General features: G+C 66.2%; 12 protein-coding genes. 7 read left to right on the top strand and 5 right to left on the bottom strand.

From position 1 onward, the window contains the following. Positions 1-2: 2 nt before the first annotated feature. From ET475_RS12005 to ET475_RS11995, 3 genes are all read right to left on the bottom strand, one after another. Positions 3-1,373 carry a DUF5719 family protein gene (locus ET475_RS12005; RefSeq protein WP_129390450.1) on the bottom strand — a complete coding sequence of 457 codons (1,371 nt, stop codon included), beginning with the start codon at positions 1,371-1,373 and terminating at the stop codon, positions 3-5. Further along, on the bottom strand, positions 1,370-4,363 hold the full coding sequence (locus ET475_RS12000; RefSeq protein WP_129390448.1) for a glycosyltransferase: 2,994 nt from the start codon (positions 4,361-4,363) through the stop codon (positions 1,370-1,372). The genes ET475_RS12005 and ET475_RS12000 overlap by 4 nt, the downstream gene beginning before the upstream one ends. Before the next feature lie 176 nt (positions 4,364-4,539). Continuing rightward, positions 4,540-4,860: a WhiB family transcriptional regulator gene (locus tag ET475_RS11995; RefSeq protein ID WP_129390445.1), complete on the bottom strand. Its 321-nt coding sequence runs from the start codon at positions 4,858-4,860 to the stop codon at positions 4,540-4,542. A gap of 252 nt (positions 4,861-5,112) precedes the next feature. On the opposite strand from ET475_RS11995, the gene ET475_RS11990 reads away from it, so the two are divergent. Continuing rightward, on the top strand, positions 5,113-6,537 hold the full coding sequence (locus tag ET475_RS11990; protein WP_129390442.1) for an O-antigen ligase family protein: 1,425 nt from the start codon (positions 5,113-5,115) through the stop codon (positions 6,535-6,537). Beyond that, a complete protein-coding gene (locus ET475_RS11985) occupies positions 6,534-7,829 on the top strand; it encodes an O-antigen ligase family protein (RefSeq protein WP_242497618.1) in 1,296 nt (431 codons plus the stop codon). The genes ET475_RS11990 and ET475_RS11985 overlap by 4 nt, the downstream gene beginning before the upstream one ends. 3 nt (positions 7,830-7,832) lie before the next feature. On the opposite strand, the gene ET475_RS11980 is transcribed toward ET475_RS11985, so the two are convergent. After that, positions 7,833-9,662, bottom strand: coding sequence for a DUF4012 domain-containing protein (locus tag ET475_RS11980; protein ID WP_129390438.1), 1,830 nt, complete (start codon positions 9,660-9,662; stop codon positions 7,833-7,835). Between the two features lie 151 nt (positions 9,663-9,813). Between ET475_RS11980 and ET475_RS18160 the strand changes: the two genes are divergently transcribed. Next, positions 9,814-11,145, top strand: a complete 1,332-nt coding sequence (locus ET475_RS18160) for a CDP-glycerol glycerophosphotransferase family protein (RefSeq protein ID WP_242497617.1) — start codon at positions 9,814-9,816, stop codon at positions 11,143-11,145. Continuing rightward, complete coding sequence (locus ET475_RS18155) at positions 11,142-12,191, top strand: CDP-glycerol glycerophosphotransferase family protein (RefSeq protein ID WP_242497616.1); 1,050 nt, start codon at positions 11,142-11,144, stop codon at positions 12,189-12,191. The genes ET475_RS18160 and ET475_RS18155 overlap by 4 nt, the downstream gene beginning before the upstream one ends. Here ET475_RS18155 and ET475_RS11970 read toward each other — a convergent pair. Beyond that, positions 12,177-13,640 carry a glycosyltransferase family 2 protein gene (locus ET475_RS11970; RefSeq protein WP_129390435.1) on the bottom strand — a complete coding sequence of 488 codons (1,464 nt, stop codon included), beginning with the start codon at positions 13,638-13,640 and terminating at the stop codon, positions 12,177-12,179. The genes ET475_RS18155 and ET475_RS11970 overlap by 15 nt on opposite strands. 152 nt (positions 13,641-13,792) lie before the next feature. On the opposite strand from ET475_RS11970, the gene ET475_RS11965 reads away from it, so the two are divergent. From ET475_RS11965 to ET475_RS11955, 3 genes are all read left to right on the top strand, one after another. After that, on the top strand, positions 13,793-15,196 hold the full coding sequence (locus ET475_RS11965; RefSeq protein WP_129390432.1) for a bifunctional cytidylyltransferase/SDR family oxidoreductase: 1,404 nt from the start codon (positions 13,793-13,795) through the stop codon (positions 15,194-15,196). Further along, the gene (locus tag ET475_RS11960; protein WP_129390429.1) at positions 15,193-17,814 is read left to right on the top strand and encodes a bifunctional glycosyltransferase/CDP-glycerol:glycerophosphate glycerophosphotransferase; all 2,622 of its coding nucleotides are present in this window, start codon (positions 15,193-15,195) and stop codon (positions 17,812-17,814) included. The genes ET475_RS11965 and ET475_RS11960 overlap by 4 nt, the downstream gene beginning before the upstream one ends. Before the next feature lie 261 nt (positions 17,815-18,075). Next, the gene (locus ET475_RS11955; protein WP_165310898.1) at positions 18,076-19,626 is read left to right on the top strand and encodes a glycosyltransferase family 61 protein; all 1,551 of its coding nucleotides are present in this window, start codon (positions 18,076-18,078) and stop codon (positions 19,624-19,626) included. Positions 19,627-19,671: the final 45 nt, after the last annotated feature.

Here is a 19,671-nt window from a genome sequence, read left to right as displayed (position 1 = left end):
TGCTACCGGTAGACGGTCACCGGGGCCGAACCCGCCGCACCGGGCCAGACCGGGTAGCTGGCCAGCGCCTTGTCGCCCACGAACGCCACGGCGGCGTGCACGGGGCCGTCGGTGGTGATCCGGTACGAGGTGCCGGGCTGCACGGCGACCGAACTCGCCTGTGCCGAATCCACTGTCACGGTCTGCGCGTTCCCGCCGTTCACGGGGGTCAGCGTGACCTTGGCGGCGTCGCCGTCCGAGAGCAGGTCGAGTTCGGGGCCTGCGCCTTTCGGCACGCTCACCAGCGTGCCGGGCTGGCCTGCCGCGAGGGCGGGTGCAGGCACGACCCATGCGAAGTCATCGCCGGCCGCGGTGCCGGTCGCCTGCCAGACCGCGCTGACCACCGACTGCTCGGCCGTGACCACGATGCTGTAATTTCCCGCCGCCAGCGGCAGCTGCAGTTGTGCGGGAGTCCCCGCCGTCAGCGGCACCTCTTGCCCGGGCCCGGTGGTGCCGTGCTCGCCGATGACCGTCACCTGCGCGGTGGTATCGTCGTCGGGAGCGAGCAGGCGCACGACAGTGGTCGGGTCATCCTGCTGCTCGCGGATGACGTGCACGCCCGTGATCACCTGACGAGTGGATGCCGCAGTCACGACACCGCTCTGGTCGACGCCCCCGGTCTGCAGGCCGCGGGCGAGGCTCGACTGCAGCATGGCGCGCACCGGTGCGCCGGTGGCCGTCACCCGCACCACCGGCGCGTCGTCGCCGATGCCGAGGCCTGCCAGCGGGATGACCAGTTCGGTTCCGGCTGCCACGACGATGTTTTTGCCGGCGGCGGCGGCCGCAACGCCGTCTTTTCCATAGACAGTCAGGTCGACACTGGCTGTGACATCGCCGGGGTTGGCCAGCGTGATCAGGTCGGCTGCACCGGTGGCGGTCGACCCGCCGACCAGCCACGAGTCCATCAGCGCCGACGTGCACGGCGCCGCCGAGAATCCACCCAGATCGTCGGCGGCGACGGTGGCCGATGCCGCACCGGCTGCTTCGGGGGTGGTCCGTCCGCTGGCCGAGGTGATCAGCCGCACCGGGCCGGCGTCACCGTCGATTCCGGTCGCCTTCAGTGTGCTCTTCTTCGTCCCCTCGCCGGTCAGAGTCAGGGCGCCATCGGATGCGATGGAGATCTGAGACGCCGCCGACGAGTCGCGGCCGATCGCCAGCAGCGGCCCCGGGCAGGTCAGTACCGAGTCGGCGGCCGCGGGTGCCACCTTCTGCGAAACGGGGGTCGCCTGCTGCGGCATCCAGCCGAAAGCTATGCCACCGGTCACGGCGGCACCGGTGCCGACCGCGATGACGGCGCCGGCGATCAGCCGCGCGGCCAGTGAGATGCGGGTCATGACTGCTCCCCCTGCTCGGCCGGGGCGGATGCCGGTACCGCGGGGTCGGCGGTGGCACCTGCGGCCTTGACGGGCGGCGGCGTTGCAACGCGGCGCCGCGCACGGCGCCCGACGACGCGCGGCAGCTGCCGTGCGCGGCGGCGTGAGCTCGCCGTGGGCACGGCCAGCAGCAAGGCGGCAGCGACCGCGATGAGCTGGGCGGCGGCGATGCCGCGACCCAGATGTCCGGTGGCCGCCGAGGCGCTCGCCCGCGGGGTCACCTCACCGGTCACCCGCCACAGGGTGCCCTTGTCGGTGGAGCCGACCGCGTCGAGCCCCTCGCGCTGGTCGAGCGCGGTGCCGGCACCCAGCATCAGCTCGCGCGCAGAGTCATCGTCGGCCCCATCGTCAGCATTGCGCAGCAGCACGAATCCGATCCCGTCGCGGCGCAAACGGTCGACGACGTCGGTCGAGGTGGGCGTGACAAGATCGGCCGCCAGTTCGGCGATCTCTCTGTCGGTCGCGGTGGGTGCCGTGCGGGTGGCCAGCACCGTCGACTGGCCGCCGAGGGTCTGACTCTCGCCCCACGCCACCTGCGCGGTCACGGCGCCGGATGCCAGCGGCTGCAAGACGACGGTGCCGGTGTTTGCGTCGCTGCGTCCCGAGGCGGCGACGAAGGCCGGCAGGGTCGATTCGGGACCGTTGGTGAGGGTTGTCGTGCCGCGCAGCTGCGCCGACAGCGCCGGCAGTGCGAACACGGCCAGAGCCAGCATCACGACGGTGGCGCTCAGCGCCCGTATGCGTCCCGCCGCCAGCGCGCGGTCGGCGTCGGGCGAGACATCCGGGGCGAAGCCGGTGTCGAGGGTGATCAACGCGGCACCGACCGCGCACGCCCACACCAGACTCAGCGCATTGCCCGGCCAGATCGGCACCGCATCGGCGCCCGCGGTCGACACCGCGATGCCCACGGCCGCGAATGCGCTCGCCAGCCCCGCCAGGGCGACCAGCACCAGAACAAGTCCGGCGATCCAGCGACGTGTGAACAGGGCGAGCACCGCGATGATGCCCAGCGGGGCGAGCAGCACCAGCAGCCAGGGCGCCGGAATCGTCGCTGCCCAGGGCCCGAACGCTCCGCCGCGCAACAGCGCGCCCCAGCCGCCCGGGTCCATCGTCGGCGAGCCGCCGGCCAGAAGCGCCCGGCCCGCGGCATCCGCCGTGGCCTGTGCACCCGCCCACGGCACGCCCGGGTCTGCCAGCAGCGCCCACAGGTTCGCCTCGGCGAGCTGACGGAACACGACCGGCGCCGCCAGCACGGCTGCGGGAACGACCACCCATGCGACCCGCGCGGCGCCGTGCCCACGCCGCACGATCGACAGCACGATCAGCAGCACAAGCCACACCAGAACCAGGGCGGGGGCAAGCGAGGGTGCGCAGGCGATGACGGCGGCCAAGAGCAGGGATGCCGCACCGGCGGCCCCCCACGAGCGGTGCGCCGCCGTGCCGGCGTAGATGAGCCAGGGAAGCAGCACGTGCACAAGCACCGCAGCGGGGCGTCCCTGGGTGAGCGCGGCCAAGAAGGTCGGCGCCAGCGCCCAGGCGACGGCTCCGGTGATGCGCAGCACCGAGCGGTCGGTCACCCGAGTGGCGGCGAACCAGCCGCCGAGCACGGCCAGTGGCAGCGCGAAGATCCACAGCAGCACGAGGGCCTTCGACGGATCGCCGGGCCAGAGGCTGCCCAGAACGGCGACGACCGCCGAGAACGGGTCGGCCGGGCCGATCTCGCCCAGGCCCGTCGGGCGCAGGCCGAAACCGGCATCCGACCACAGCCGCGCCACGGTCGACCGCAGCGGAGCGAGAGCACCCCCGCCCAGCGCGGGCCAGACCAGAAGCGACGGGAACATGGCGATCGACACCGCGAGCGCACCGAGCACCGCCCACGCGCCGCCGCCGGTGAAGAAGCGCAGCTCGCCGCGCTGCGAGAGCGCTTCGCGGGCGTCTTGATCGGGGTGCAGCGAGTGCCGCAGCCGGTCGCGGGTCATCCGCAGCGGTGCGAGCTGGCTCCAGTGCACGCTGCGGGCGCGGCGGATGCGCGAGCGCGCACGCGCAAGCGCCCCCACCCGCACAATGCTCACGCCGGTGGCCCCCCATTCGGGAACGATGCGGGCCGGGGTCTTGGCGACCAGCTGCACGATAGTGCGCCACAGCGCAACCGGAATCAGCGCGAGCCACAGCAGGGGCACCGCCCAGGCCTGCGCGTATGCCAGGCGCCGATGCAGCTGGGCGCGCCGGTGCGCGTAGGTGTTGTGGGCGCTGCGCTCAGGGGGCAGCCCGGTGGGGCCGGCCACGCCGTCGCCGTACACGGCCACACGCGCGGCCGGCACGACGCTGACACGCCCACCGGCCAGGCGGATGCGCACGCCTAGGTCGAGTCCTTCGTCGGCACCGGCCAGTGCCGGATCCACGCCCTGCACCCGGGTCCAGGCCTCGGTGCGCACGAGGGCGGCCCGGATGTCGCAGCCCAAGACGTCTTCGGTGGCGTCGTGCTGGCCCTGGTCGAACTCGTCGTCGGCCAGCCCGATGGTGCGGCCCAGGCGGGTCATGGTCACCCCGAGTGAGACGATGCGGGCCTGCTCGTCCCAGCGCACCAGTTTGGGAGCGGCCATGCCCACCGACGGCGCTATCTCGAGGGCGTCAGCCAGGTGAGCGAGGGCGTCGGCTTCGGGCAGGGTGTCTTGCGCGAGCAGCCAGACGGCGTCGCCCTGCACGGAGCGACCGGCTCGCAGCAGCGCCTCGGCGAAGCTCGTGGCGCGTGATGCGGTGATGACCTCGACGGCGCCGGATGCCGCAGCGAACGCGGCTGCGTCGGGGTCTTCGCCGCACAGCACGATGGTCAGCGCCGAGACCGGGTGCGTCTGGACGGCGAGCGCGGCCAGCGTGCGCTCCAGCCGGTGAGCGGCGGGCACGCGCGCATCGGGGCGCACGACGAGAAGGGCGTGAACTCGGGCGGGCATGACCTGGACAGCCTAGGCCGACGCGCGGCCCTTTCCGGCCCCGACTCGCCGCGCACCCCCCGGTCGTTGAGCGAGCGAGCGCAGCGCACCCCCCGGTCGTTGGGCGAGCGAGCGCAGCGAGCGAGTCGAAACGGGCGTCACTGGCCGCGCGGCCGCCGCTGAGGGGCGGATGCCCCTCAGCTGGCCTGCCGCTTCAGCCGGCGACGCTCGCGTTCGCTGAGCCCGCCCCAAATGCCGAAGCGCTCGTCGTTCTGCAGTGCATATTCAAGACACTGCGCCCGAACCTCGCACGTCTGGCAGATGCGCTTGGCATCACGTGTCGAACCGCCCTTCTCCGGAAAAAACGCTTCCGGATCGGTCTGCGCACACAGGGCGTCTGCCTGCCACGCGAGCGGATTGTCCTCTTCGACCGGTTGCCGAACACCCGGCACTCCCAGATCGACAGGATCGACGAACCAATCTGCGGGAACGCCTGAGCGGTACTGTGCGCCCGTCATCTCGTTCTCCTACCTGCTTTCCCCCCACGCGATAAGCGCTTGCAGATAATTACACCCGTGTGATTCGAGATGGTCAAGTCGCAGATACTAAAGCCTCACGCTCGGGTTGAACCTTCGCGACGCGCCGACGGCGTGTCGCCATCCGATAACGAAGCGGTGACGGATGGCGCAGACAGGGGGCGCCGCCCCTGCGTACACGGTTGCCCGCGCGCCCCGGCCGGCAAAGCTCGGCACGGTACCCTGAATTCCACCATGGCCGTCCCCTCGAAGCACTCCGTCGCCGCCGCTCCCACGGCGCCCGTCCGCGAGAAGACGGCGCACCTGCTGTTGCGCGCATGGTGCATCTTCGTGCTGTTCCTCGCGCTGTCGGGCGTGGCATGGGTCAACGCGATCGGCACGGTGGCCACCGGCGCCCTCACTATCGCCTCTGGCATCGTCTCGGTCGTGCTGTGGCTGGTCGTGCGCCCGCCGGTGCAATGGCGGCGCCTGCCCTGGTTCCCGGTCGCCTACATGGTGTGGGCGGGACTGTCGATCGCCTGGTCGCACTGGCCGGGCACCTCGGCGATCACCTGGGCACTGCTGGTGATCACTTCGCTGCAGGGTCTGTTCGTCGCGGCGGTGCTCACCTGGCGTGAGCTGGTGCGGGCCATAGCGTCGGCGTTGAAGTGGTGCCTGGGGTTGTCACTGCTGTTCGAGTTCATCGTGGCGGCGTTCATCCGCAGCCCGCTGCTGCCGGGGTTCGTGATCCCCGAGAACCCGGCCGCCGACCCGATCGTGTACTGGTGCCGCGGCAATCTTTTCAACGACGGCCGCATCCAGGGCATCTACGGCAGCGCGAATCCGCTGGCGGCCGCGTGCCTGCTGGCCATCATCGTCTTCGCCATCCGCTTCGCTTCGCGCGCTCCGCGCCGCTCGCTGCTGATCGTGTGGATCGCGGTGGCCGCTTTTCTCATGTATCGCGCGTCGTCGGCCACGATCTACCTCGCCGCCGTCGGCGTGCTGGTCGTGCTGGCCACGGTGCTGCTCATGCGCACCGCACAACGGCCGGGCGCCCGCACGAAGTGGTACGTGCTGTTCGCGGTCGTCGGCCTGGGCGGGGCCCTGACGGCCTGGTTACTGCGCGGGCGCATCTTCGCCGCGCTGGGCCGCTCTGCCGACCTCACCGGGCGTGAGACGATCTGGCAGAGCGTGCTCGATCGCACGGCGCAGCATCCCGTCGTCGGCAACGGCTTCGCCACCCCCTGGATCCCCACCGACCCGCACTTCGACGGCTGGATCATCGATCACGGCCAGACGGTCATGCAGGCACACAACATGTGGATCGACGTGTCGATGCAACTGGGCGTCGTCGGAGTCGTGCTGCTGGCGCTGCTGTATCTCGCCTACATCTGGCGGTCGTGGTTCTTCGCCGTCGATCGGCCGCGGTGGGACCTGCACGCCGACCGGCCGTACTCGCCGCTGACGCTGCTGCCCACGCTGGTGGGCGCCCTGCTGCTCGTGCAGGGGCTGGCCGAGTCGGAACCCCTGCTGCTGTGGGGATGGATGGCCGTGGTCATGCTCGCGTTCAAGATCAAGCAGTCGCCGCACGTGGGTGTCGGGCGAATCGAGCAGCGGGTGGCCATCGAGCGCGGTGAGCTCATCGACGCTGCTCCCCCCGAAGCCGGGGCGCAGCGGTGAGAGCGCCCGCACACCTGCGCTGGCTGTCCGAGCTGCTGCACTCGGCGGGCCTGGCACGGGCCTTCACGCTGACGACGCTCGGCACCGTCTTCTCCGCACACGCCGTGCAATGGCTGGCCGGCCAGGTCACCTACGTGACCATGATCGCCGGACTGTGCGTGGTTGGATTGGGGATGCTGGTGGCCCGGCACCGCGAGCTCTCGTTCTTGCGCCTCGTACCCATCACCCTGATCGTGTTGACCGCCTGGCTGGGCATCAGCGTGTTCTGGAGCGGTGCTCCCTCGCAGACCTTCGTCGGGTGGGTGTCGTTCAACGGCGTGGCCTTCCTGGCCATCGTCGTCGGCCACGTGCGCGACACCCTGCAGACCGCACGCGCTCTGGGCGATGTGATGCGCTGGCTGCTGTCGATCTCACTCGGCCTCGAGATCGTCATCGGCATCCTGCTCCCCCAGCCCCTGCATCTTCTCGGCATCGAGGGAAACATCACGGGCCTCGGCCCGATCGAGGGCATCTTCGGCTCGCGCAACATGCTCGGGTTCGTCGCGGTGCTGGCCCTGATCACGTTCGTCGTCGAATGGCGCACCGCCTCGGTACGGCCGGGCCTGGCCGTCTACTCGGTGGCCGTCGGCGGCCTGCTGGCCGCACTCTCGCGCTCACCCACCGTGCTGGTGCTCGCGGCGTCGGTGGGGCTCGCCACCGGCGTGCTGGCGATCGTGCGCCGCATGCAGCCGCACAACCGCAACACTTTCCAATGGAGCCTGGGCGCGGTGTCGGTCATCGCGCTGGGCACCGCCTACCTGTTCCGCCACCAGATCATCGCCGCCGCGGGGCCCGATTTCTCGATTCGCGCGAACCTGTGGCGCATGATGTCGATCTTCGTGCGCTTCAACCCGATTCAGGGGTTCGGCTGGTTCGGTCCCTGGCCGCAAGACGAGTACCCCTTCATCTCCATCAACTACGCCCTCGACAAGAGCTACACGACCGGCCTGAACGCCTACGCCGACCTGGTGCTGCAGGTCGGCTGGGTCGGCGCGTTCCTGTTCGTCGCGATGGTCGGCATCGCCACGATGCGCGCATGGCTGGTCGCCGGCGAGCGCCGGTCGATCGTCTACGCGTGGACCCCGCTGATCCTGGTCACGCTCATCGTCAACTCGCTGTTCGAGAGCTTCGCCCTGTTCGGCGCGGGCCTGCTGCTGCTGGTCGTCTGTCTCGTGCGTGCCGGTCAGTCACGCTCGTGGCGGGAGCGGATGGATGTCGTCACAGAAGAAGGCTCGCAACTGCCCCCACAGTGAACGTCACGGCGCCGTGACGATGGCGTCACACGTCTTGGAGACGGTGATCGGAGTGTCGGTCACCGTCGGCGTCGTGTCGACGGAAACGGGGCCGAGATCACCCTGGGGTATGGAACTGGTGTACGACACCGTGCGTGATGAGTTCTGCGCCACGTAGACCCGAACCACCTGACCCTGGTGGCCTTTTTCCTCACCGCTGCGCAGGCCCTCCCAGTTGTCGCCACCCGTCGGGTCAACCGAGATGATCTCAGACCCGGGCGGCGCGAAGTACATCACGTCGAGAACGAAGTCTTGGCGGGGGATCTCGTAGCGCTTATTGCGAATGCCGAGCTGGTAGCTGGTCATCCCGGTGCTGGGCACACTGTTGAAGATCGTGATCGAAGTGGTCATCGTGCCGGCGTCGGGGTCACAGGTGACGTTCACCTGCGTCTTCATGAAGTACTCGAGCTTGCTGTACGCCGCGTCGTTGAGGTAAATCCCCACCTGAGTTGTCTTGGTGTTGTCGGTGGTGAGCTTTCCGTCCATGCCCAGCTCGGTCGCCATCGCCTCTTCGGCATCGTCGGCGAACCACGCCTTCAGACGATCTTCCACAATCGAGCCGTGCAGCTCGTCGAGCATGTCCATGACATCCCAGTCACCCGACGACAGCTTCTTGAAGACGCGCTCGGCGACGGAGGCGAAGAAGGCGTCCTGCGCGTTGTTGCCCTTGTAACGCACGTAGGCGTCGTACAGCAGCGCATCGACGACGTTGTCAGAAGACAACTGGCGGCCGTCGGCGGTTGTGATGGGGCCGGTGACCTTCAGCACGTGGGCGAGCACGACGGGGTCGAGCATGATGACGCCGTCCAGGTGCTTGCCGGTGGTGATATTCCACAGGGAGTCGAAGGCCGCCGCGGTGGTCAGATAGTCCGGCGTGCGGGTGAAGTTGCCGAAGCCCCGGAACGTGTCGGCTTCGTACAACGACTGCACCTCGGCCGGCGGATCGATCACCAGCAGATCACGCCGGAAAGTGTTGGTGTTGGTCTGGTCCTGCAGCTTGATGTGCCCGTTGTCGACTTCGACGATGGCCGTCGCGGCCGGCAACCCGCCCGCGGCGCGCGCCTCGGCGTTGTTCTGGAACACCAGCATGTATGTGCGTTTCTCATCGGCTCCAGCGACCGAGAGAATCGTCGGCAGGTAGTGCTCGACCTGCTCAAGGACTGGGCCTGCCTCGTCCATGACGTCGAAGAGCGATCCGATCGCGTTGTCGACCACCGGCAGGATCTTCGTGCGATCCACGCCGTCGAGCCTCTCTTGAGCGGCGGCGAAGGCCGCATTGATCTCCGGCAGCGACTTCGCTGCTTCTTCGACCGGTTCGAGGTCGACGCCCCCGCCCGAGACCGAGACATCGTCGATCTTCAGCGAGCTGAGCATCGTGATGCCTGCCGGCAGCGCGCCTTCGACGAGGATGCTGGTGGCCTCGGTGGCCTTGCGCACGGCGTCGACGTTCTGGCCGACCAGCGGGATGCCCGACGCGATCTCCCACAGCGGCCCCTGCACGGTGCTGTTCGCCCCGCGAGTGAGGTCGAGGATGTCGTCGCCGGCCTGGGTGATCTTGTCGGATTCGCCGCTCTTGAGGTAGGTCGCGATCGACGAGATCTTCGATTTGGCGGCCAGCAGATCGTTCTTCACCGAGATCGCCTGAATGGCGAACACCGCCACGATTGCGGCGAAGATCCCGACCACACCCACGACCACCGTTCCGGTGATCCATGGCCACCGGCGACGACAAATCACCGCATGACGGCCGGAGCCGTGCATGCGGTAGCGTCCGTAACGAGTGGGGTTGGGCACCAGACGAGAATACCGACGAGACTCTGTGACAGAGCCGAATGACGCCCGTGAGCGGCGCCTTCATCTTGCCTCTCGACGCGGGAGTCGTCTCATGGGTCGCCGAGACTTCTCCTCTAGACTCGGTCGTCGCCCCGAACGGAAGGGAGGCAGCGTGCACATACCCAGTCCACGTAGCATCCTGCGCAAAAGCCGCTTATTGCAGCGGCTGCGATTCGCGCCCTACGCCATCGCGTATGCGCTGTTCACCCGCGTCGCGCGCGTACGGCCGGACCGCATCGTTTTCCTCTCGGATTCACGAGCAGACTTCAGTGGCAATATCGGCATGCTGCGGGATGAAATTCTGAAGCAAGCGCCTGCTGCGGAGATCTTCGGAATTTTCAAGCCGAACCTCAAGGCCCTGCGTCCGTGGCGTGACGTGATGCGGCTGCCGTGGTTAACCGCAACAGCGCAGACGATCGTGCTCGATGACTTCTATCCCGTGATCTACCCGTTCCGCATCCGTGAAGAGTCGCGTCTGCTGCAAGTGTGGCACGCTGCGGGCGCCTTCAAACGGGTGGGGTACAGCCGGACGGGACTGCCGGGCGGCCCGACTCCGGGTTCGATCATCCACCGCAACTACACCGATGCCACAGTGAGTAGCGAAGCCATTCGAGAGAACTATGCCGAGGCCTACGGAATAGACATCGCGAGGGTGAAGGCACTGGGGGTCCCACGCACCGATGTTTTCTTCGACGCAGAAGCGGTGGATGCCGCATCCCGTGAAGTGCACACGCGGTATGAGATTCCGGCTGAGAAGAAGATCGCCCTGTACGCGCCGACCTTCCGCGGCAACGGCCAGATGACGGCCTTCTTCGACTACGACAGCGTCGACTGGAGTGCGCTCGTGCGCGAGCTCGGTGACGACTGGGTGATCATGGCGAAGATGCACCCGTTCGTTGAGCCATTGGCGAGCGCCCGGCCCGACGTGACGGGGGTACTCGATGTCACCGCCGACCGCGAGATCACGCAGCTGCTCATGGCCGCAGACGTACTGGTCACAGACTATTCGTCGACGATCTTCGAATACGCCTTGTTGCGTCGCCCGATCGTGTTCTTCTGCCCTGATCTCGAGCAGTACACGGCCGACCGCGACTTCTACTACCCGTTCGACGAGTACATCACAGGCCCGTTGGTCCAAGACGGACGGGATCTGCCCGCCGCCATCCGTGCGGCCCGCGTGGGCGACGACCAGCACGCCTTCCTGCAGCGTTTCATGGGCGCCTGCGACGGACGGTCAACCGAGCGCATCACGCGGGAGCTGATCCTCAACCCACGCTCCACAGGGCGCCCCGAAGCAGCCGCCCCGGTGGCTCAGCGCCGGAGCCGACGCGCGCCATCGGGGCGATGGGGTTACGCCTGTTGGTCGCGCACGTCGCCCGCATCGGCCTCAACATCGCGTACGCGCCGCTGCGTTTGCTTCCCCGTCGTCGTAAGGTCGTCATGATCAGCCGCGAGCACGAGTCGGTGCCCGACGACTTCATCGATCTGAAACAGGCGATTGAGCGCGCCGACCCGTCGGTCAAGGTCGTCACATTGGTGCGGATGGTGCCGCCAGGCGTCCTCGCCAAGCTGAGCTATTCGCTGCACATGCTCACGCAGCTGTATCACGTGGCTACGTCCCGTGTGCTCGTCGTGGACACATATGCGATGGTGGCGAGCTTGTTGCGGCACGGCCCCGGGCTGACCGTCATCCAGATCTGGCACGCGCTCGGCGCGTTCAAGAAGTTCGGGCTCAGCATCCTCGACCACGAAGAAGGACGCGATCGGCGTCTGGCGAAGGCTATGCGCATGCACGAGGGCTACGACATCGTCCTGGCCAGCGGCGAGAATGCACGGGCACCGTTCGCGGAGGCGCTGGGCACGCCGATCGACAAGGTCGTGGCGGCCCCCCTCCCCCGGGTCGACCGACTGCGCGACCCTCAGCGGCGTGCTCAGACCCGCGAGCGCATCTTCGACGTGCACCCTCACCTGCGCGACGCACGCGTGGCGGTATTCGCCCCCACGTTCCGGCTGGATGGCGCGGTGACGGTGGATGCAACGGCTCTCGCACTCGCGCTGAAGGGTGTGGGCATCCACCTCGTCGTGAAGGTACACCCGCTGATGCCCGTGGACTTCGGACCCGCGGTCGACACCGCTGCGGGGTTCACGACGCAGGAGCTGCTACAAGTGGCGCACCTGTTCATCACCGACTATTCGTCGGCGCTGTACGAAGCGGCCGTACTCGGCATCCCGTGTTACTTCCTCGCTCCCGACCTCGACGCTTACGTCGCGTCGCGCGATTTCTATCTCGATTACCGCCGCGACTTGCCGGGTCCCGTCGTTCGCGATATCGACGCGCTCACCATGGCGATATCAGGCGGGGAAGGCACCCGCGAAAGGACGCAGGCCTTCGCATCGCACTGGATTCAGCTGCCGCCCGGTTCCGGGAAGACATGCGCCGACCTCATCGCGCATCTCGTCACCACGAACGTGGATTCAGCGGGAGAGTAGACGACGCATCCAACGTTTCCACTTGCGCCGCGTGCGACGCCATTTGAGCTGCGCAAGCTGCCAGTCCCATGCCAGCCGACCCCACGCAGAGCCGATAGGGCCTGGGATCGGCTTCCAGACGCGCACTTCGGTAGCTCGTGCGGGAATTGCCCGACGAAGCTGTCGATAGATCTGGCGGCGCTGGCGATCCTGCTGTTGGGCAGCGGTGTCTCCCGGTCTACGGTCACGGATTGGCCGGCGAATCCCGTCGGCGACCACCGATCGTGCGGTCTGTGCCACGCTGGTCCACCGGTGCAGCACCTTCTGTCCGAAGTAGTCCGGCGTCTCGACGGTCGCAGTCACCTGCACCTTCTCGTCTCTGCGCCCACGCACAACGACACCTTCTGGATCGCCCGTATAGACCAACAACGTGCCCCGACGATCACCGAACGCTGGAACCCAGGACGGGATGCCACGGCCAGCCAGCCGTTGCAGAAGAAGCCTCGACTCCAGTGGCAATGCGGTCGCGTCGTACTCGAAGAGCCGCTTCTCGGTGACAAGGCTCGCGCACGCCGAAATGGCCTGCAGCGTTCGAGCACGGTCATGCTCGTCGAGCACGCCCGCGTATCCTTCCTCGGTGAGCTGGGCCGGGAGGATCCACTGGCACTCATACAAGAACATGGACTGTAGCCACTCGGGCACTTCACCTTGGTCGGAAGCAGCGGTCATCAGCGGCAGGTAGCCCTCGCTGAATCTGTCGATGTAGGTGTCAGCTCGGCGACGGAACTGATCAACGGCGGAATCGCGCGCTGCCCGGCGGCGATACGTGTAGTGAGCGTCGGCGACGAGCCCCAGGACCTGTCCGCCTCGTCGGCCCAGTAGCAACTCGGCAACGAAGAGCGCGTCCTCGGACGCATGCAGCCCCTCACGGAAACGCAGCCCGCGTTCGACGAGCTCGGCCCGGCGGAAGAATGCCGACGCAACGTTCAACTGAAAGAAGTCGGGGTATTCCTGCATCGACACGCAGCGGTTGCCTGCCATGAACCGGAACTGAAGCGCGTGCACGTCGCGCGCCACCGTGTCTGGCTCGTGAAGGCGCAGGAGCTTCGTCGAGGCGAGTGCGATCTCGCTGTCGTTCCGGCGAATGAAGCGCGCGACATTGCGGAAATAGTCCGATGAGAGGAAATCGTCCGAGTCCGGGAAGGTCAGCCACTCTCCTGTCGCCGCATCGAGACCGGCATTTCTGGCCGCGCTGACTCCCGAGTTGGGCTGACGAATCACGCGACCGCGACCGCCCATCCGATCCAGCCAGTCCTGGGCAAGCTGAGCCGAACGGTCGGGTGATCCGTCATCGACGAAGACGACTTCCAGCGAGTAGTCACCGGGATGTTGCGCCGACAGGCTGGCCAGCAGGTCGGGCAGATACCGTTCCACTCGAAACAGTGGAACAACTGCGCTGATCGAAATCATGGTCGGCGCTCTTCTCACCGCTCGATGATATGCGGCCACGGTCCTGATCGCCCGTGCGGTCCCTCGTTCAGCAGGAACACACGGTCAACTCCTATGATGAGCTATGCGCCCCCGGGCGCGCTTTTGTGCTGTCGATCCCATGAGGTGCCCACGTGAGCAACACACCGAGAACCGTCGCTGTCGTCCTAGCAGGCGGAATCGGGGTCCGTGTGGGACTGGGCATTCCCAAGCAACTCATTCGGATCGCTGGAAAAGCGATCGTCGAGCACACGCTCGAGGCCCTCGAAGCGAGCCCGGAGATTGATGAAATCCTCATCATGATGAACGCGGCAGCGCTCGGCGAACTCGAGCACCTCAAGACGGATGTGCGGTTCACCAAGCTCAGCCGCATTCTTCCTGGGGGTGAGACTCGCAACGACACGACGCGGCTCGCGATAGAAGCGCTCGAGGGCGACGACACGAAGGTCCTCTTCCACGATGCAGTCCGGCCGTTCATCGACGAGCGCATCATTCACGACTGCGTCGTGGCCCTGGACACGTACGATGCCGTGGACACTGCCATTCCCTCGGCAGACACAATCATTCAAGTGGACAGGAACGGCCATATCAGCGGTATTCCGGACCGTTCCGCCCTGCGACGCGGCCAGACGCCGCAGGCATTCCGTCTAGGTACAATCCGGAGAGCTTATGAACTGGCCGGCGAAGACCCTCACTTCCATGCGACCGACGACTGCGGCGTCGTGTTCAGCTACCTGCCCGACGTGCCGATCTTCGTCGTGGACGGGACGCCAGAGAACATGAAGATCACCGAGCCGATCGACGTGCACATCGCCGACAAGCTCTTCCAACTTCAGTCGGCAAGTCTTTCGGTCGACGGAATGGGCGAACTGCCGGACCTCAACGGCAAGGCGGTCGTGGTTTTCGGCGGCAGCTACGGCATCGGCGCTAGCATCGTCGGCCAAGCGACCCGAGCCGGCGCGCGCGTGATGGAGTTCAGCCGCTCGACGACCGGTACCGATGTCACGAGCGCGAAACAAGTGCGCAAAGCACTCGCTCGGGCGGCAGACGAGTTGGGACGGATCGATGCTGTCGTGATCACTGCAGGTGTGCTGAAGATCGCGCCACTCGTGGACACGAAAAAGCGCGACCTCAAGCAGAGTATCCAGACCAACCTCACGGCACCGGCGCTCGTATGCCGGGAGGCGTACCCCTACCTCGCTCAGACAGGCGGGCAGGTCGTGCTGTTCACCTCGAGCTCATATACCCGGGGCCGTGCGAATTACAGCACATACTCAGCTACCAAGGCGGGCGTCGTCAACCTCACCCAGGCTCTATCGGAAGAGTGGGCCGACAGCGGAGTGCATATCAACTGCATCAACCCGCAACGGACGGCAACGCCGATGCGCACGGCAGCGTTCGGCCAAGAACCGGACGGTACGCTGCTGGACCCCGAAGATGTCGCCCGCGTGACCCTGCACGTCATCGACGCGGGGCTGACGGGCCAGATAGTCACTGTCGAGGTCGCGACGATGGCGGCCGCACGAGGGCGCCGATGACACAGGGGACCGTACACTTCAGCCTGGTTGTACCGCTGTATGAGTCGGCGCCGTACCTGCCCGACCTGCTGACGTCTTTCGCCGAACAGCGACCCGGCGGCTATGAGGCAGAGTTCATCTTCGTCGATGACGGGTCACCTGACGACTCGGCAGATATAGCCCAGCGCTGGCTCGATGCGACTGGTCGTGCCGGTCAGGTCCTGCGCCAGCAGAACGGCGGCGTCAGTGCGGCACGTAACGCCGGTCTCGCAGTCGCCACCGGTGACTGGATCGGCTTTCCGGACGGCGACGACTTCGTCGGCGCGGACTATCTGTCTTCGATAGCCAGCGCGCTGGCAGAGTGCAACGCTGATCCGGTCCTTGTCTCGACGAACGTGAAATGGTACCTCGAAACCTCCAATCGCGTCTCCAACACCCACGTGCTGCGATTCAAATTCGCGGATGGGACACGCGCCGTCGATCTCGACGAAGAGCCGTCGTATATTCAGTCGCAGGCGGCGTCGGCACTCTTCCGCCGGGACGTACTCGACGAGTCAGCTGTGCGGTTTATCGAGAACCTGTCGATCGCCGAAGATGCGTTGTTCGTCGGGGAATATCTGCTCAGAGCACCTTCGCGGAACATACTGTTCGTCAAAGAGGCGGAGTACTTCTACCGCAAGCGCGCTGCGGCCAACTCCAGCGTTGACACGGTACACACAAACTTCGACTTCTACTTCCACCGGTTCGAGCGCGGCTACCTGCCGCTGTTCGAACGCGCTTCGGCGGGCGGCGTACCCGCCTGGCTGGACATGATGTTCCTCTATGACGTGCGGTGGTTCCTTCCACGCGAGTCGAACATCAATCAAAAAGCCGTCTGGATGTCTGCCAGCCAGAAACGCCGTGTGTTGGATGCGCTGTCTGCCGTACTCAAGCACGTCGACGACAGCAGCATCCATCGCTACAACGTCACCGGATTGGGCGTCGACCATCGCTGCATCCTACTGGCGTTGAAGGGATCGCCCCTACCAGCCGTAGGCACCGCGAAAGTCGTCGCGTCGGACCACCGCGGCATCGAAATCCGTTACCTCTACCGCGACACTCTTCCCGGCGAGAGTTTCTCCCGCGACGGCGGAGTGCTCCAACCAACCGCGGCGAAGATCCGACGACTTGATGTCTTCGATCAGAGGCTGGTGTTCGAACGGATCGTCTGGCTGCCGGCGGGCGGCCCCGTGACGTTGACGCTCGACGGAAATGCCGTCGAACTCGAAACCAGCGTCTATCGCGCCCCTGAGGTTGAGCCGCTCCGCAAGAGGTCAGTAGGCGAACGCCCATCAGCCGTCCGACGGTTCCGACGGCGCCTGACCGCGCGCCTGAGAGCTGAAGTCGCGGCTTTGCTGCCGTGGACGTACACATCCCGTCCGGGTACGCGCGGGAGAGGGCGGCGTCTGCGAACACGGCGCTTGATGTCAGCGCAGCGCCTTCTGGGCGCTCGCCGCAAGTATGCCCATGCATGGATCCTGATGGACAAGGTACTGGCGGCTGGCGACAGCGCAGAATACCTGTACCGGTACCTGCGCGAGGACGAGCCAGATGTGAACACCTGGTTCGTCCTCAGCCGTACGTCGGCCGACTGGAACCGTCTCACCGAAGAGGGATTCAGGCTGCTCGCATATGGGTCGCCTTCGCACCATGCTGCTCTGTGCGAAGCGGACGCCGTGTTGTCGACACATCTGGATGTCGAAATGACGAATCCGCTGCCGGACAAGCTCTACCCAGACGGCAAGAGGCCCTGGAAGTACGTCTACCTCGAGCATGGTGTACTTCAGCACGATCTGTCGATCTGGTTCAACCGCAAGCCGATCGACCTGATGACCACGGCGAGTGTAGACGAGCAGCAGTCCATCGTCGAGGACTTCTCCTCTTATCTGCTCACATCTGAGCAGGCCAAGCTCACCGGCTTCCCCCGGCATGACGAGGTGGCACGACTGGCCGCCGAGTCAGATCCTTTGAAGCGAGACATCGTGCTGTTCGCGCCGACATGGCGACACAAGCTGCTCGCAGACAAAACTGCGCAGGGCGAACTGCGAAAGCTCCGTGTGCCGTTCGAAGACACCGAGTTCGCGCAGAACTGGCTCGCGCTGATCAACAGCCCCGAACTGGCCGAACTCGCGAGGGTGACAGGTACACGGCTGGTTTTTCTCCCGCACCCGAACTTCCGTAAGCAGATCGACCCCGCGCTGATGGGGCCCGACGTTGAATTGATGACCTCCGTAAACGATGTGCACGAGTTGCTGACACGTTGCCGGTGCGTCGTGACCGACTATTCGTCGATCTTCTTCGAGGCGGCACTCGCGGGTGCCGATGTCTCATACTTTCAGTTCGACCGCGACGACTTTCTCCATGGTGGGCACACTTATGTCCCTGGGTATTGGACATACGAAGACCACGGCCTGGGGCCGATAGCCCTCACCCCACTGGATGCCGTCGACGTGCTCCGCCGCCAGCTCACCAGCGACAGCTACGACGCCGAGCGGGCGTTCTTCGGCGATCGGCTGCGCCGCACTCTGCCGCTAGTGGACGGACATTCCTGCGAACGCATCGCGCAACGTGTGAAGGACCTTCTAGGGCCCACCGCGTAGCGTTTCGTCGGCACGCGCTGGAGAATTGGCCTCTGCCAGCGGTCGGCTGCTTCCCATAGTATGCTTCCCATGCGATCGCCTCTTCGCCGTGCCGCCGGATATGTGCTGTGGCGATGGCGGCGTCGACCCCCCACGGTGACAACAGCCGACCATGGGGCACCCTCCGACCGCATCAAGGCGTTGCTCACTCCGCCTCGTGGTTCCTCGTGGCATGTCGTGCTCCTGGCCGACCGGCGAGCGCGCTGGCGGGTGCAGCGATGGATGCGCACCTTCTTCACGGATGACATCCTCATCTTCGCAGCGGGCTTCCGTCCGAGCCGCACCAGGCAGCCGCGAGTCACCGTCAAGAAATTGACGGTCCCCACCGACGCGCTTCACGCGCTGCGCCGAATCCCCCCGGTGGACTTGATAGTTGATCTGCGTCGGCCGGTGCCGACAGACGACGTGCAAAGAGCCACGTGGCGGATGCTCCACCCCGCGGTGGCGGAGCACGGTGCTTACATCCACCTCGATGCATCCCCCACCACGCCCGACGTCCTGCGCGGCTGGGCCCGCACCCGATCATCGACAATGACCGAGCGTGCAAGATACAGGCCGACAACGGACGTGCGCCGGTTGGGTGATTATGCGATCCACCTCATGGCTGGGCCGGTCTATTTGAAGGTTCCCGACCGGCGCGCGGCTTCGCTTCAGACGCGCGCCCCTGAACTCCGCGTGGACCTGATCGACCGTCTGCCCGCGGCTGATATCGCGCCGACCGGCAAGATCCATCGGAACAGGGAGTCTTCCGACACCGCTCACTTGGATGCTGCACTTCACGCTCCCGCAGCCACGATGCGCCACTATCAGGGTCAGCTTCGTGTTCTCAGCCATATGGCCCTCACGCACCAACGCACGCTATTGCCGCCCTCTTTTCGCTACCCGAATGAGCAGGTGCCCACGAACGTCCTCGCGACGGACATCGACGCCGACTACACGACGTTGCCCGCATCGACCGACCGCGCCATCCCAAGGCTTGACGGGGACTTCTTCGACCTCACTGCCTCATATCACGCGCATTTCGGGCACTTCATCACCGAGATCCCCGCCAAGCTTTGGGGGTGGGGTGTCGCAAAGGCGCACATTCCCGATCTTCGTGCGCTTCTCCGCGTGCCGCGCGACTATCAGCCAACCTACGAGCGCGAACTGCTGAGCGCGTACGGCTTGTCCTCCGACGACGTCGTCTGGCAGTCAGAACCGGTGGAGGTCTCGTCGTGGGTGGCGTGCACCTCACTGTGGCAGAACCACGATCCGTACTGGTTTCATCCCGCGGTCGCAGATGTGTGGGCACAGTTACGCCGGCACTTGATCGTGCCCCACAGCTCCCAAGGCCGTCAGCGGCTGTTCGTCTCACGACCGTCCGGCATGGCGCATCGGGACTGCCGCAACGCACCACAGGTCGAAGAGCTTTTCCGTGAGTACGGGTTCCAGGTGGTCTATCCTGAGGAGCACTCGTTAGCTGAATCCGCTGCACTGTTCGGCGGCGCGACGACGGTGGCGGGCTTCGGAGGCTCCGCGTTATTCAACGTTCTGTTCAGCGAACATCTCCGCACCATGATCATCCTCAATCACGAGGCGTACCTGGCCCGCAACGAACACCTGTACGCATCGGCGCTCGGAGCCGACAGCCATTACTTCTGGAGTGCCCCGGATGTGCGCCAGGCGAGCGCCGTCTTGGATCCGAAGGCCTTCCAGTCGACCTGGGACTTCGATTTCGCCCGCAACGAACGACTTCTGCGTGCCACGCTCGAGGCGCTGCCCGAATCACAATGAGAAGCCTGCGCAGTTCCTGACGGTCTCGATATGCTGTGCACATCA

Source organism: Microbacterium protaetiae, from assembly GCF_004135285.1.
In the GTDB taxonomy this organism is placed as follows: Bacteria; Actinomycetota; Actinomycetes; order Actinomycetales; family Microbacteriaceae; genus Microbacterium; species Microbacterium protaetiae.
Note: the sequence above shows the minus strand (reverse complement) of the source record. Positions and strands in the feature narration are given on the sequence as shown.